The sequence below is a fragment of the Massilia sp. UBA6681 genome (assembly GCF_002454935.1).
Taxonomy (GTDB): domain Bacteria; phylum Pseudomonadota; class Gammaproteobacteria; order Burkholderiales; family Burkholderiaceae_D; genus Telluria; species Telluria varians.
The window spans coordinates 1-13,724 of the sequence record NZ_DKJX01000066.1; the positions used below are offsets into that span (position 1 = coordinate 1).

At 65.4% G+C, this 13,724-nt stretch carries 14 protein-coding genes; 9 read left to right on the forward strand and 5 right to left on the reverse strand.

Annotated features, from left to right (window positions below):
- Positions 1–431: 431 nt before the first annotated feature.
- Both B2R83_RS10505 and B2R83_RS10510 read right to left on the reverse strand, forming a co-directional pair.
- The gene (locus B2R83_RS10505) at positions 432–1,997 is read right to left on the reverse strand and encodes a phospholipase D family protein (protein ID WP_292040855.1); all 1,566 of its coding nucleotides are present in this window, start codon (positions 1,995–1,997) and stop codon (positions 432–434) included.
- Between the two features lie 3 nt (positions 1,998–2,000).
- Positions 2,001–2,780, reverse strand: a complete 780-nt coding sequence (locus B2R83_RS10510) for an enoyl-CoA hydratase (protein WP_292040858.1) — start codon at positions 2,778–2,780, stop codon at positions 2,001–2,003.
- A gap of 385 nt (positions 2,781–3,165) precedes the next feature.
- Here B2R83_RS10510 and B2R83_RS10515 point away from each other — a divergent pair, with 385 nt between their 5' ends.
- A complete protein-coding gene (locus B2R83_RS10515) occupies positions 3,166–4,149 on the forward strand; it encodes an MFS transporter (protein WP_292040859.1) in 984 nt (327 codons plus the stop codon).
- An 8-nt stretch (positions 4,150–4,157) separates the two neighbouring features.
- Here B2R83_RS10515 and B2R83_RS10520 read toward each other — a convergent pair whose 3' ends face one another.
- Positions 4,158–5,348 (reverse strand): murein transglycosylase A, encoded by a 1,191-nt coding sequence (locus B2R83_RS10520; protein WP_292040861.1) that lies wholly within the window; start codon positions 5,346–5,348, stop codon positions 4,158–4,160.
- Between the two features lie 26 nt (positions 5,349–5,374).
- Here B2R83_RS10520 and B2R83_RS10525 point away from each other — a divergent pair, with 26 nt between their 5' ends.
- Entirely contained in the window at positions 5,375–5,512 is a 138-nt protein-coding gene (locus B2R83_RS10525; RefSeq protein ID WP_200879918.1) for a hypothetical protein, read from the forward strand.
- 15 nt (positions 5,513–5,527) lie between these two features.
- On the opposite strand, the gene apaG is transcribed toward B2R83_RS10525, so the two are convergent.
- Entirely contained in the window at positions 5,528–5,902 is a 375-nt protein-coding gene (gene apaG, locus B2R83_RS10530) for a Co2+/Mg2+ efflux protein ApaG (protein WP_027864204.1), read from the reverse strand.
- A 157-nt stretch (positions 5,903–6,059) separates the two neighbouring features.
- Here apaG and rpe point away from each other — a divergent pair, with 157 nt between their 5' ends.
- From rpe to B2R83_RS10565, 7 genes are all read left to right on the forward strand, one after another.
- Positions 6,060–6,731, forward strand: coding sequence for a ribulose-phosphate 3-epimerase (rpe, locus tag B2R83_RS10535; protein ID WP_027864205.1), 672 nt, complete (start codon positions 6,060–6,062; stop codon positions 6,729–6,731).
- A complete protein-coding gene (locus B2R83_RS10540; protein WP_292040868.1) occupies positions 6,731–7,429 on the forward strand; it encodes a phosphoglycolate phosphatase in 699 nt (232 codons plus the stop codon). The genes rpe and B2R83_RS10540 overlap by 1 nt, the downstream gene beginning before the upstream one ends.
- Before the next feature lie 191 nt (positions 7,430–7,620).
- Positions 7,621–9,117, forward strand: a complete 1,497-nt coding sequence (gene trpE / locus B2R83_RS10545) for an anthranilate synthase component I (protein ID WP_292040870.1) — start codon at positions 7,621–7,623, stop codon at positions 9,115–9,117.
- A 1-nt stretch (position 9,118) separates the two neighbouring features.
- Positions 9,119–9,682: an anthranilate synthase component II gene (locus B2R83_RS10550; RefSeq protein ID WP_027864208.1), complete on the forward strand. Its 564-nt coding sequence runs from the start codon at positions 9,119–9,121 to the stop codon at positions 9,680–9,682.
- A gap of 161 nt (positions 9,683–9,843) precedes the next feature.
- A complete protein-coding gene (gene trpD / locus B2R83_RS10555) occupies positions 9,844–10,881 on the forward strand; it encodes an anthranilate phosphoribosyltransferase (protein ID WP_292040874.1) in 1,038 nt (345 codons plus the stop codon).
- Between the two features lie 32 nt (positions 10,882–10,913).
- On the forward strand, positions 10,914–11,714 hold the full coding sequence (gene trpC, locus B2R83_RS10560) for an indole-3-glycerol phosphate synthase TrpC (RefSeq protein ID WP_292040876.1): 801 nt from the start codon (positions 10,914–10,916) through the stop codon (positions 11,712–11,714).
- Between the two features lie 206 nt (positions 11,715–11,920).
- Positions 11,921–12,409, forward strand: coding sequence for an energy transducer TonB (locus B2R83_RS10565; protein WP_292040879.1), 489 nt, complete (start codon positions 11,921–11,923; stop codon positions 12,407–12,409).
- 3 nt (positions 12,410–12,412) lie between these two features.
- On the opposite strand, the gene B2R83_RS10570 is transcribed toward B2R83_RS10565, so the two are convergent.
- Positions 12,413–13,720, reverse strand: a complete 1,308-nt coding sequence (locus B2R83_RS10570) for an amidohydrolase (protein ID WP_292040881.1) — start codon at positions 13,718–13,720, stop codon at positions 12,413–12,415.
- Positions 13,721–13,724: the final 4 nt, after the last annotated feature.

Here is a 13,724-nt window from a genome sequence, read left to right on the forward strand (position 1 = left end):
GTTTGTTGACACTTGCGTGTCATCCGTATTGCTACGGAGTCGCTCACTCAAGATACTGACCGTCATCTCATTGCTGAGACAACGTTTAATACTTTTGTGAACATTTGATAATTTAAGTATGCAGCTGAGCGAACCCAGCTGGCACCTTCATCAAACGCCCACACTTATCGACTGTTGATTGTTAAAGAACCTTTGTTCTGCACTACCTTGCTGCACCGTACGAAGCGTTGTGTTCGTCAGCAGCAGAGAAGTGAGATTATGCAGTGTTTCGCTTAACTCGTCAACCCCTCGTTCGCTTCGTTGCAGATTTTCATCTGCGAACCTTGTCAACTTAACCAACTGATTTCGTTGAACTTTTTCGGTCGCTACCGAAGCGGAGGCGAACTATAGCAAACCGCCCCACCGTCCCGCAAGGCCTTCGTCGAAATTTTTTACAGGAGCCAGTCGATGGGCAAAAATGACAGTAACTGGACGCCTGCGCGCTTCCAGATGGTCGTGCCCGGCTCCTGGTCATGGCGCCTGAGTTTTCCGCCGGTACGCTCGAGCCAATAGAGCCGCCCCTGCTCATCCAGGCGAACCTCATAGGCGGTTTCAGGAATGGCGTCGTCGAGTGTCTTGTCCAGCTGCCCGGCCAGCTGCGCACTGTCGATCACCAGGCCCATCTCGGTATTCAGGTCGATCGAGCGCCGGTCCATATTGAAAGAGCCGACGTAGACGGCGCGGCCATCCACGCCGAAGGTCTTGGCATGCAGGCTTGAGGCGGAGCTGCCGAAGCGCCCCTTGCCGCGCTCGGGCAGCTCGGCTCCCCATCTGCGACGCAGCTCGAACACCGAGACACCGGCCTCGATCAGCCCGCGGCGCCATTTGGCATAGCCGGCGTGCACGGCCGCCACATCGGTCGCCTCGAGGGAGTTGGTCAGCACGCGTACGTGCACGCCTCCGCGCGCGATATCGCCGAGGGTGTGCGCCGCATCCTTGCTGGGAACGAAATACGGCGACACCAGGTCGAGCTGCCGCTTCGGCTCGCCCAACAGCTTGCGCAGGCCCACGGCCATGCGGTCGTCCGGATCGGCCTTGCCGAGCACTTTGGCGGGATCGTCGCTCACCAGACGCGCAGGGCTCCACTCCAGCGGCAGTTGACCTTCCACCAACTGCTCGACGAAGGGCGAGGTCCGGAGCGCCTCCAGGTAACGCTGGGCGGCAGGCCGCTTGCGCAAGGCGGCCGCACGCTCGGCCAGTGCGCCGGGGCGCTGCGCGTCGTCCGCATCGACCAGCACCGCGACGGGATAGGCGGAAGCACTATTCCAGTAGCGGTCGAAATCCTGCGACACGTCGCGCACCACCGGGCCGACCGCCAGCACGTCGAGGTCGACGAACAGCATGTCCCCCGCGACGCCGAAATATTCGTCGCCCACGTTGCGGCCGCCGACGATCGTTGCCTGTCCGTCGACCGTGAAGGACTTGTTGTGCATGCGCCGGTTCAGCCGGCTGAAATCGGTGAGGTAGCCCAGGCTGCGCCAGCGGCGCAGCGCGAAGGGATTGAAGAGCCGCACCTCGACGTTCGGTTCACGGTCGAGGGCAGCCAGGCTTGGGTCGAGTCCGGCGGTATTGTTATCGTCCAGCAGCAGGCGAACCCGCACGCCGCGCGCCGCGGCCTCGCGCAAGGCATCCAGCATCAGCGTGCCGGTCAGGTCGTCGCGCCATATATAGTACTGGACATCGAGGCTGCGCTCGGCGCTGCGGGCGAGCAGGACGCGTGCCGCAAAGGCATCGCGCCCGTCGATCAGGGGCTGTATCCCGGAGCGGCCGGGATGCGCGGCCGCCAGCGGGGCGATGGCCTGCCCCAGCCGTGTCGTGTGGGTGCCGTCCAGCGTGAAGCTGGCGGCGCGCTGGCCCAGTGGCTGCAGCGCGCTGCAGCCGTAGGCCGCCACCGCGACCGCGACGACGACGAGCGCCGCCGCTCCTCGACGCAATGCCGGGAACGACGCTGCCCGCATCGCTTACATGCCTTCGAAGTTCGGCTTGCGCTTTTCGAGGAAGGCCGACATGCCTTCTTTCTGCGCAGGCGTGCCGAAACCGGCATGGAAGTAACGGCGCTCGTAGCGCACGCCTTCGTTCAGCGGCATCTGGTAGGCCTGGTTCACGCAATCCTTGATCTGCATGGCGACCGACACCGGCATCTCGGCGATGACCTGGGCCACCTTGATCGCCTCTTCCATCACGCTCTCGACCGGGTACACGCGCGACACCAGGCCGGTGCGCTCGGCTTCGGCGGCGTCGATCATGCGGGTGGTGAGCAGCATGTCCATCGCCTTCGATTTCGAGATCGCGCGCGGCAGGCGCTGGGTGCCGCCGGCGCCCGGGGTCACGCCCACCTTGATTTCCGGCTGGCCGAACTTGGCGCTCTCCGACGCGATGAGGAAGTCGCACATCATGGCCAGTTCGCAGCCGCCGCCCAGGCAGTAGCCCGACACCACGCCGATCACCGGCTTGCGGATGTTCAGGATGTGCTCCCAGTTGCGGCCGATGTAGTTGCCCGGGTAGGTGTCCGCCGCATAGGTGTAGTTCGCCATGGCCGCGATGTCGGCGCCCGCCGCGAAGACCTTGTCGCTGCCGGTCAGGACGATGACGTTGACCGCGGGGTCGGCGTCGAACTTGTGCAGGGCATCACCCAGCTCGTTCATCATGTTGTCGTTCAGCGCGTTCATCGCCTTCGGACGGTTCAGGCGGATCACGACGACCTTGCCGTGGTTTTCGATCAGCAGATCTGCATATTCCATGTGGCTTTCCCTTGTGAGGTGGACGGATTGCCGGGATTGTAACGTCTCGCGCCCGATCAAACACGGTATGATTATTTGTTCAGCAATATTCTGTGCGAGATCACCATTCTTTCGTTTGGTAACAACTGGCTGCAGAAGCGCGTTCCTGCCGACTCGGTGATGCGCAAGCCCGACTTCCGCCGCTTCTGGTTCAGCAGCATCCTGGCCCATTTCGGCGCCCAGATCACGCTGCTGGCCCTGCCGATCTGCGCGGTGCTGATGCTGCATGCGACGCCGGCGCAGATGGGCACCCTGGCCGCCTTCGAATCCCTGCCCTTCCTGTTGTTCGGCCTTCCCTCCGGCGTCCTGCTGGACCGCAGCCGGCGCCTGCCGGTGCAGCGATTTGATGGTGGCGGTCGCGCTGGCCAGCGTGCCGCTGGCCTGGTGGCTGGACCTGCTGACCATCCCCTGGCTGTATGCGGTCGGCTTCGTGATCGGCGCCGGCCATGTGGTGGGAGGCAGCGCGGAACAGGTGTTCCTCACCTTCCTGGTCGGGCGCGACGGCCTGGTCGACGCCCAGGCCAAGTTCGCGGCCACGGAATCGACCGCGCGCGTGGTCGGCCCCGGCATGGCGGGCGGCCTGGTGCAACTGCTGGGCGCGCCGATCGCCATCCCGTGCAATGTGGCGGGTTTCATCATTTCGCTGCTCAACCTGCGCCGCATCCGCGCACGCGAACCGCAGCCGCCGCCCTCGACCTCCCATCCGCTGCGCGACATCCAGGAGGGCCTGGCTTTCGTCTGGAACCAGCCGCTGCTGCGCACCCTGGCCTGGGTCTCGGCCTGCTGGCACCTGCTGTTTTATGGCTACACCGCCCTGCACGTGCTGTTCGCCACCCGCGTGCTCGGCATGACGCCGGGGACCATGGGCATGGCCAACATGCTGGGCGGCCTGGGCGTGCTGGCGGCTTCGCTGCTGGTCAAGCCGCTCTCGAGGCGCTTGGGCACCGGCGGCGGCATCCTGGCCGGCCTGTGCGTGTCGGCCTTCGGCTTCGCCCTGGTGCCGGTCATCCCGCCGGCGCTGTTCGGCAGCGCAGCCTGGACGGTGGCGGCCTACGCCATCGTGGTGTTCTGGATCGACTGCGGCGCGACGCTGTTCTTCGTGCCTTACATCGCCCTGCGCCAGCGCGTGACGCCCGATGCGGTGCTGGGCCGGATGGTGGCGACGATGCGCGCCCTGACCGTAGCTGCGGCGCCGCTGGGCGCCCTGCTGGCGGGCGGGCTGGGCGAAGGCTTCGGCGTGCGCGCCGGCCTGGGCTGCATCGCCGCCGGCGCCGTCCTGCTGGCGGCCGGCGGCGTGTTCGGCACCCGCCTCAGGCAGGCCAGGGAGTAAGTCCGGGATTACTGCGCCGCGCGCGGCAGCAGCACCCAGACCGTGCCGCGCTGCTTCATCTTGCCCGCCCGGTCCATCGCGTCGGGGCCGAAGCCGTAGAAGAAGTCGGCCCGCACCGCGCCGCGGATGGCGCCGCCGGTATCCTGCGCCATCATCAGGCGCTGCATGGGCACCTCGCTGCCGGCTTCGGTGGTCGCCAGGTACAGCGGCGCGCCGAGCGGCACGAAGGCCGGGTCGATCGCCACCGAACGCCCCGGCGTGAGCGGGACGCCCAGCGCGCCCTTCGGGCCGAGCGAAGGATCGGGCAGTTTCTCTTCGCGGAAGAAGATATAGCTGGGGTTCACGTTGAACAGTTCCTGGCGGCGTCCCGGATTGGCCGCGATCCAGGCGCGGATGCCCTGGGCCGTGGCCTCCTCGGCAGCGAGTTCGCCCTGCTCCACCAGCCAGCGCCCGATCGCCTTGTAGGGATGGCCGTTCTGGTCGGCGTAGGCCACGCGCACCGTTTCTCCGCTGTCGAGCTGCACCCGGCCCGAGCCCTGCACTTCGAGGAAGAAGGCCTCGACCGGATCGTTCACCCACAACAGCTCCTTGCCGGCGAAGGGCGCACGCGCGATCTCGGCGCGGCTGCTGTACGGCACCACGGTCTTGCCGGACAGGCGGCCGCGCAGGCGCATGCCTTTCAGCTGCGGATACACGCTGCCCAGGTCGACCGTGAGCAGGTCGCTTGGTACGCGGTAGAGCGGCGTCTGGTAGGCGCCGGCGCGCTTGCGCGAACCGTACAGCATCGCTTCGTAATAACCGGTGATCAGGCCGGTGTCGGCGCCATCGGCGGCGCGCACCAGGTTCGGCACGAACCGGCTCTCGAAGAAGCCGCGCACCGCTGCGGCGTCGCTCCCGTCCATGGCGCGGGCCGCGACGCACACCGCTTTCCAGTCAGGCTTGCTGGCCAGGCCGCGGCAGGATTGCAGCAGGGCCGGCCAGGCCTGGCGCAGGTCGTCCTGTTCCCATCCCGGCAGCGCACTGAAGGTGGTCGGCGTCATGAGCGGCGTCGGCGCCGCCGGCACATAGACCGGGCCGACCGGCGGCGGCATGCGCACCGGTTCGGCGGGCTTGGGCGGCTGCTGCGGCGTGGTCGAGCAGCCGCTCAAAAAGGCGACGAGGGCAAGCGAAGCGGTTACACTGCGGCGTGTCGATGGCATAAGAACAAAAGGACTGAAGGACCGATATGTGGATCTTGATGGTGGAAGCCGGCGTGGCACTCTTCCTGCTCGTCTTTATCGTCTGGTGGACGATGTTCGCCGGCCGCAAGGACGTGCCGCGCGACGAGCCGGCACAGAAGGAACGTGACGCCGGCGAACAATAAGCTGTGCTGCGCTGATCAGTGCAGTGCGCCCGGCTGCGCCAGCACGAATTCCGGAATCGGCACTTCGAAGCGGTGGCCATCCTCGGCCACGCAAAAGTATTCGCCCTTCATCGAGCCCTGCGGCGTTGCCGACTGGGTGCCGCTGGTGTACTCGAACTGCTGGCCCGGCTGCAGCAGCGGCTGATGGCCGACCACGCCCAGGCCGCTCACTTCCTGCACCGCGTTGTTGGCGTCGGTGATGACCCAATGGCGCGAGATCAACTGGGCGGCGATGCTGCCCGTATTGGTAATCGTGATGGTGTAGCTGAACACGTACTGGTCCCGTTCCGGGTTGGACTGTTCGGACAGGTACTGGGTCCTGACCTTGACAGCGAATTCATAGGCGGGCATGGGGATTCCTTGCGTGATCGTCAATATTGGTGGAAGCGCCCTGTGTGGCGCAAACGACAATCATACCGCGCGGCGGCTTTCCAAGTCGCCGCGGGCGCAGCGGGCATGCGCTTCATCAGCGTAAAATATCGGATTCTTTTTAACGGCACGACCTTTCATGACTACCTACCGCATCGCTCCCAGCATCCTGTCCGCCGATTTCGCCCGTCTGGGTGAGGAAGTGCGCAATGTCGTCGCCGCCGGCGCCGACATCATCCACTTCGACGTGATGGACAACCACTACGTCCCGAACCTGACCATCGGCCCGCTGGTGTGCCAGGCGATCCGCCCGCACGTGCAGGTGCCGATCGACGTGCACCTGATGGTCAAGCCGGTCGACCGCATCATCCCGGACTTCGCCAAGGCCGGCGCCGACATCATCACCTTCCACCCGGAAGCCTCGGAGCACATCGACCGCACCCTGCAGCTGATCCGCGATAACGGCTGCAAGGCCGGCCTGGTGTTCAACCCGCACACCCCGCTGCACTACCTCGAACACGTGATGGACAAGATCGACATGATCCTGATCATGTCGGTGAACCCGGGCTTCGGCGGCCAGTCCTTCATCCCGCAGGCGCTGAAGAAGATCGCCATGGCGCGCCGCATGATCGACGAGTCGGGCCGCGACATCATGCTGGAAGTCGATGGCGGCATCAAGGCCGACAACATCGCCGAAGCGGCCGCCGCAGGCGCCGACACCTTCGTCGCAGGTTCCGCGATCTTCGGCAAGCCGGACTACAAGGCCGTGATCGACGCGATGCGCGGCGAACTGGCCAAGGTCGGACAATAATGCGGGCCGGCGCAGCAGGCATCCGGGCCGCCATCATCGACCTGGACGGCACCATGCTCGACACGGTGCCCGACTTCGAGGCGGCCCTGAACGGCATGCGCGCCGACCTGGGCCTGGCGCCGATCACCCAGGCGACCATCAAGCCGCTGGTCGGCAAGGGCTCCGAAAAACTGGTGCGCGACGCGCTGCTGCTCGACTGGGATGCGGCGCGCGTGGACGCGGTGTTCGAGGAGGCCCTGGCCGGCTACCAGCGCCACTACCTCGCCATCAACGGCGACCACAGCACCCTGTTCGAGGGCGTGATCGAGGGCCTGCAGGCCATGCGCGCACAAGGCCTGCGTCTGGTCTGCGTGACCAACAAGCCCCTCGCTTTCACGCTTCCCCTGCTCGACCAGAAGGGCCTGGCGCCGTATTTCGAGCGCGTGTTCGGCGGCGATTCCTTCGAAAAGAAGAAGCCGGACCCGATGCCGATGCTGGGCGCCTGCGCCGCGCTCGACCTGCCGCCATCGATGGTGGTGGCGATCGGCGACTCGTCCAACGACGCCGAAAGCGCACGCGCCGCCGGTTGCTTCGTGCTCACAGTCCCATATGGTTATAACCACGGACGGCCTATACAAGAAATTAATTCTGATGGTATAGTGAGTTCGCTGCTAGAAGCGGCAGAGCAGATATCTGCGCATAACCACACCGCAAAATAAGTTATCTATACATGTTTTTCACCAAAAAACACACTGTCAACCAGACCGGCGCCCTCGAGGCCTGGCTGTGGCGACGCTGGCAATCCTGGGCTAACTAACCCGTCCCCGATTGCTGTCGGCCGTGCTCGTCCGACAGGTTTTTTGAAGTGAACCACCGCCCTTCCCTTCCCTTGGGCGGTCTGGAGAAAAGCATGACCGAACTCGAATTCAAATCGCTGGCCAACCAGGGCTATAACCGCATTCCTTTGGTCGCGGAAGCCTTCGCCGACCTCGAGACCCCGCTGACGCTCTACCTCAAGCTGGCCCAGTCCCAGCAGGCCGGCAAGAACACCTTCCTGCTGGAGTCGGTGGTCGGCGGCGAGCGCTTCGGCCGCTATTCCTTCATCGGCCTGCCTGCTTCGACCCTGATCCGCAACAGCGGCAAGCATACTGAAGTCGTCAGGCACGGCGAAGTGATCGAGACGCACGAAGGCAATCCGCTGGAATTCATCGAGGCTTACCAGTCGCGCTTCAAGGTGGCCCTGCGCCCCGGCATGCCGCGCTTCTGCGGCGGCCTGGCCGGCTACTTCGGCTATGACACCGTGCGCCACATCGAGCGCAAGCTGGAGAACAGCTGCCCGCGCGACGAACTGGGCCTGCCGGACATCCAGCTGCTGCTGACCGAAGAACTGGCGGTGATCGACAACCTGTCGGGCAAGCTCTACCTGATCGTCTACGCCGACCCGGCCCAGCCGGAAGCCTATGCGAAAGCGCGCCAGCGCCTGAAGGACCTGCGCGTGATGCTGCGCCGGAGCGTCGATGCGCCGGTGACCTCCAGCTCGGTGCGTACCGAGGCGGTGCGCGACTTCAGCAAGGAAGACTACCTGAAGGCGGTGGCCCGGGCCCACGAATACGTGATGGCGGGCGACCTGATGCAGGTGCAGATCGGCCAGCGCATCCGCAAGCCCTACGTGGATTCGCCGCTGTCGCTGTACCGCTCGCTGCGCTCGCTGAACCCGTCGCCCTACATGTACTACTACAACTTCGGCGACATGCAGATCGTCGGCGCCTCGCCGGAAATCCTGGTACGCAACGAGTCCCTGCCCGACGGCGGCAAGAAGGTGACCCTGCGTCCGATCGCCGGCACCCGTCCGCGCGGCGCCACCCCGGAACGCGACACCGAACTGGCGGCCGAACTGCTGGCCGATCCGAAGGAGATCGCCGAGCACGTGATGCTGATCGACCTGGCGCGCAACGACATCGGCCGCATCGCCGATACCGGCAGCGTGAAAGTCACCGACCGGATGGTGATCGAGAAGTACTCGCACGTGCAGCACATCGTCTCCAACGTCGAAGGCAAGCTGAAAGACGGCATGTCGAACCTCGACGTGCTGCGCGCCACCTTCCCGGCCGGCACCCTCACCGGCGCCCCGAAGGTGCGTGCAATGGAAGTGATCGACGAGCTGGAGCCGGTCAAGCGCGGGATCTACGGCGGCGCGTGCGGCTACCTTTCTTTTGGTGGCGAGATGGACGTGGCGATCGCGATCCGCACCGGCGTGATCAAGGACGGCAACCTCTACGTGCAGGCCGCGGCCGGCATCGTGGCCGATTCCATCCCCGAGATGGAATGGCAGGAAACGGAAAACAAGGCGCGCGCCGTGCTGCGCGCGGCCGAACAGGTGCAAGACGGCCTGGATGGGGAGTTCTGACATGCTGCTAATGATCGACAACTACGACTCGTTCACCTACAACATCGTCCAGTACCTGGGCGAGCTGGGCGAGGACGTGCGCACGGTGCGCAACGACGAAATCACGTTGAAAGATATCGAAGCGATGGCGCCCGACCGCATCTGCATCTCGCCGGGCCCGAAGGCGCCGAAGGATGCCGGCATCTCGCTCGACATCCTGCGCGAATTCAAGGGCAAGCTGCCGATCCTGGGCGTGTGCCTCGGCCACCAGGCAATCGGCGAAGCGTTTGGCGGGAACGTCATCCGCGCCAAGCAGGTCATGCACGGCAAGACCTCGCTCATCGCCCACACCGGCGAAGGCGTGTTCAAGGACTTGCCGAGCCCCTTCACCGTGATCCGCTACCACTCGCTGGCGATCGAGCGCGCCTCGCTGCCGGACTGCCTGGAAGTGACGGCATGGACCGACGACGGCGAGATCATGGGCGTGCGCCACAAGGAGTACGACATCGAGGGGGTGCAGTTCCATCCCGAGTCGATCCTGTCGGAGCATGGGCATGCGCTGTTCAAGAATTTTCTTGCGCGCTGAGATATACCGTTACCCGATGAGTCGTCGTTCCCGCGAAGGCGGGAACCCAATTTTGCGTGACTAGCCACAAGCGCTAATGCAATCGATACGCAAGCAACTTGGATTCCCGCCTGCGCGGGAATGACGGTCTTGTGAATACCTCATAGAAAACTGGACCCGCCATGCCGATCACCCCACAAGAAGCCCTGCTGCGCTGTATCGAACACCGCGAAATCTTCCACGACGAGATGCTGCACCTGTTCCGCCAGATCATGTCGGGCGAGATGTCGCCGACCATGGTCGCGGCCCTGACCATGGGCCTGCGCGTGAAGAAGGAAACCATCGGCGAGATCACCGCCGCCGCCCAGGTCATGCGCGAGTTCTCGATCAAGGTGCCGATGGCCGACACCACCAACCTGCTCGACATCGTCGGCACCGGCGGCGACGGCGCCAACACCTTCAATATCTCGAGCGCCTCGATGTTCGTTGCCGCCGCCGGCGGCGCGCGCGTGGCCAAGCATGGCGGGCGCAGCGTGTCCTCGTCCTCCGGCAGCGCCGACCTGATCGAGTCGCTCGGCGCCCAGATCGACCTGAAGCCCGAGCAGATCGCCCAGTCGATCGCCCAGACCGGCATCGGCTTCATGTTCGCGCCCAACCACCACGCCGCCATGAAGCACGTGGCGCCGGTGCGCCGCGAGCTGGGCGTGCGCAGCATCTTCAACATCCTGGGACCGCTGACCAACCCGGCCGGCGCACCCAACATCCTGATGGGCGTGTTCCACCCCGACCTGGTCGGCATCCAGGTGCGCGTGCTGCAGCGCCTCGGCGCCCAGCATGCGATGGTGGTCTGGGGCCGCGACAACATGGACGAGGTCTCGCTCGGCGCCGGCACCCTGGTGGGTGAGCTGGTCGACGGCGAAATCCGCGAGTACGAGATCCATCCGGAAGACTTCGGCATGTCGATGATCTCGAGCCGCAACCTGAAAGTGGCGAATACGGCGGAATCGAAGGAACGCGTGATGGAAGCGCTGCGCGGCGAGCCGGGCCCCGCCACCGACATCGTGGCGCTCAATGCCGGCACCGCCCTGTACGCGGCCGGCGTCGTGTCCTCGATCGAGGAGGGCCTGGCGAAGGCGCGGGCGACGATCGCGTCCGGCGCGGCCCTGGCCAAGCTCGAGCAGTTCGTCACCGTCACGCGCCAGCTCGGCGGTCACGCCTGAGCCAAGCAGCCAGCCAACGCATTGAGAGTCTTATGTCCGATATCCTGAACAAGATCCTGGCCGTCAAGGCCGACGAAGTGGCCGCGGCGAAGAAAGCGCGCGACCTGGCCAGCCTGCGCCGCGAGGTGGAGAGCGACCTGGACGCACGCCGCGCCATCCGCGGTTTCGAGAACAGCCTGCGCAACAAGATCGCTGCCGGCCAGGCCGGCATCATCGCGGAAGTGAAGAAGGCCTCGCCTTCGAAAGGCGTGCTGCGCCCGGACTTCCAGCCGGCGGCGATCGCGCAAAGCTACGCCGAACACGGCGCGGCCTGCCTGTCGGTGCTGACCGACGTGCAGTTCTTCCAGGGCTCGGTGGATTACCTGCGCCAGGCGCGCGCCGCCAGTGCGCTGCCGGTGATCCGCAAGGACTTCATCGTCGACCATTACCAGGTGTACGAGGCGCGCGCGATGGGCGCGGATGCGATCCTCCTGATCGTGTCGGCACTGGACCACGGCCTGATGGCAGAACTGGAAGCCTGCGCGCTTGACCTCGGCATGGACGTGCTGGTCGAGGTGCATGACGGCGAGGAACTGACTGCGGCGTTGAAGCTGAAGACGCCGCTAGTGGGCATCAACAACCGCAACCTGCGCACTTTCGAGGTGTCGCTCGATACCACGCTGGGCCTGCTGCCGCGGATTCCGGCGGAGCGCCTGGTGGTGACCGAGTCGGGCATCATGGGACCGGCGGACGTGCAGCGGATGCGCGCGGCGAACGTGCATGCCTTCCTGGTCGGCGAGGCCTTCATGCGGGCGCCGGAGCCGGGCGTGGAACTGCAGAGGCTGTTTGGCTGATATCCGGGGCTGACTAAAGAGCGTCTAACAAAACCCCGAGGGCAAGGCGCATCGCTGACGACAGTACGCTAGTACGGCGAGGCGATGCAACGCAGCCATCGGGGGAATTGTTAGGCGCTCTAAGCTCCGCGGAACTAAGGATGACTGCGGGGCGTCGAAGTTAAGCGCCCTCGAGGCGCCAACCTGCGACGCTGCATTCATCCGCCATGAACATTTCTTTTCGCAGTCAAGCGCTTCTCGCGACGCTTCTGGCAGTCCTGTGCGGCTGCGCCAGCTCCCCTCCTCCCGTTCCCGTCGAAGAGCGCAGCAGCATCGCCATCGACCGCGAACCGACCGCCGCGCCAACGCCACCGCCATCCCTCACGCTCGACGCCTACAAGGCGCACGTGGCGCGCCACATCGTCCAGCGCAATGCCGACCGTATCTTCAGCGGACGCCTGCCGCCGATGCTGCCGGCGATCGTGGTGGTGAACATCACGGTGGACGGGGACGGCCAGTTGACCGACGTGCAAGTGCAGCGTGCGCGCGACGCGAACGCCGCGCGGATCGCCATGGCGTCGATGCTGCGCAGCGGACCGCTGCCCCGGCCTCACGGCCTGCTTGCCGCGAACAGTCGCGCGATGACCTTCTCGGAAACCTTCCTGTTCGACCGGGACTACCGCTTCCAGCTCAGGACGCTGGCCGGTCCGCAGTAGTCCTTAGCGCCCGAGGACGTTCAGCACCGCCAGACTCATCGCCTGCGCCGCCGTCTTGATCGACGGTTCCGGCACCGGCGCGTAGAACGGCGAGTGGTTGAAGGCGATCGGCTTGCCGCCTTCGCGTTCGGCCTCGGCCACCGCCTTCGGGTCGTATACGCCGGTGAAGAAGAACATCGAGGGCACACCCTCGTTGACGAACAGCGAGAAGTCTTCGCTGGCGGTCATGGCCGGCATGCGCTGGGCCTTGGCGGCCCCGAAAGCGTCCTTGAACACGGCTTCGGTCCTGGCCACCAGCGCTTCGCTGTTGACGATGGCCGCGCCGCCGCTGATCAACTGGACGTCCGGCGCCGGTGCGCCGGCCATGGCGGCGGACGCGTTGGCGACGCGGCGCACGCCCTCTAACAGTTTGGCGCGCACGGCCGGGCTGTACGAGCGGATGGTGCCGCGCACCTGCACATTGTCCGGGATGATGTTGCCCACCGTGCCGCCCTGGATCGCGCCGATGGTCACCACACCGAATTCCTTCGGATCCTTCTCGCGGCTGACCACGGTCTGCACGTCCACCACGAAACGGGCGGCGATGGTGATCGGGTCGACCGACTTGTCCGGCGCCGAGCCGTGGCCGCCGCGGCCCTTGAACACGATCTCGATCGCGTCCGAGTTGGACGACACCGGACCGTCATTGAAGCCGACGGTGCCGTGCGCCAGCGGCCAGGAATGCAGGGCGAACGCATAGTCGGGTTTGGGGAAGCGCTTGAACAAGCCGTCGTCCAGCATCGCCTTGGCGCCGGAAACGATTTCTTCGGCGGGCTGGGCGATGAAGACCAGCGTGCCTTTCCACTTCGACTTCATCTCGGCCAGGGTACGGGCCGTGCCGAGCCAGCCGGCCATGTGGACATCGTGACCGCAGCTGTGCGTAACGAAGCTCTCGGCGCCGTTGCTTACCGCCTTGGCCCGGCTGGCGTAGGGCAAGCCGGTCTTCTCTTCCATCGGCAGGCCGTCCATCTCGGTACGCACCAGCACCGTCGGGCCGGCGCCGTTCTTCAGGACCGCCACGATGCCGGTCTTGCCGACCTTTTCCGTCACCTCGAAGCCGAGCTTGCGCATTTCAGCGGCGAGCTTGCCGGCGGTGCGCACTTCCTGGAAGGCGATTTCCGGGTTGGCGTGCAGGTCCTTGTAGACCGTGTCGAGCCAGGGGTACATGGCGTTGACGCGGGTGCTGATGTCGGTTTTGAGTGGGGCGGGGAGTTGGGCGGAGGCGGAGGCGGTGCAGAAGGACAGGACGGCGGCGATCAGGGCTGGTTTCAAGCGT

Bases quoted from the DNA above. Each gene is read 5' to 3' on its own strand.
- B2R83_RS10550 (WP_027864208.1), top strand. From the start codon at position 9,119: ATGCTGCTAATGATCGACAACTACGACTCGTTCACCTACAACATCGTC.
- B2R83_RS10505 (WP_292040855.1), bottom strand. From the start codon at position 1,997: ATGCGGGCAGCGTCGTTCCCGGCATTGCGTCGAGGAGCGGCGGCGCTC.
- B2R83_RS10540 (WP_292040868.1), top strand. From the start codon at position 6,731: ATGCGGGCCGGCGCAGCAGGCATCCGGGCCGCCATCATCGACCTGGAC.
- trpD (WP_292040874.1), top strand. From the start codon at position 9,844: ATGCCGATCACCCCACAAGAAGCCCTGCTGCGCTGTATCGAACACCGC.
- apaG (WP_027864204.1), bottom strand. From the start codon at position 5,902: ATGCCCGCCTATGAATTCGCTGTCAAGGTCAGGACCCAGTACCTGTCC.
- B2R83_RS10510 (WP_292040858.1), bottom strand. From the start codon at position 2,780: ATGGAATATGCAGATCTGCTGATCGAAAACCACGGCAAGGTCGTCGTG.
- B2R83_RS10520 (WP_292040861.1), bottom strand. From the start codon at position 5,348: ATGCCATCGACACGCCGCAGTGTAACCGCTTCGCTTGCCCTCGTCGCC.
- B2R83_RS10515 (WP_292040859.1), top strand. From the start codon at position 3,166: ATGGTGGCGGTCGCGCTGGCCAGCGTGCCGCTGGCCTGGTGGCTGGAC.
- rpe (WP_027864205.1), top strand. From the start codon at position 6,060: ATGACTACCTACCGCATCGCTCCCAGCATCCTGTCCGCCGATTTCGCC.
- trpC (WP_292040876.1), top strand. From the start codon at position 10,914: ATGTCCGATATCCTGAACAAGATCCTGGCCGTCAAGGCCGACGAAGTG.
- B2R83_RS10525 (WP_200879918.1), top strand. From the start codon at position 5,375: ATGTGGATCTTGATGGTGGAAGCCGGCGTGGCACTCTTCCTGCTCGTC.
- B2R83_RS10565 (WP_292040879.1), top strand. From the start codon at position 11,921: ATGAACATTTCTTTTCGCAGTCAAGCGCTTCTCGCGACGCTTCTGGCA.
- trpE (WP_292040870.1), top strand. From the start codon at position 7,621: ATGACCGAACTCGAATTCAAATCGCTGGCCAACCAGGGCTATAACCGC.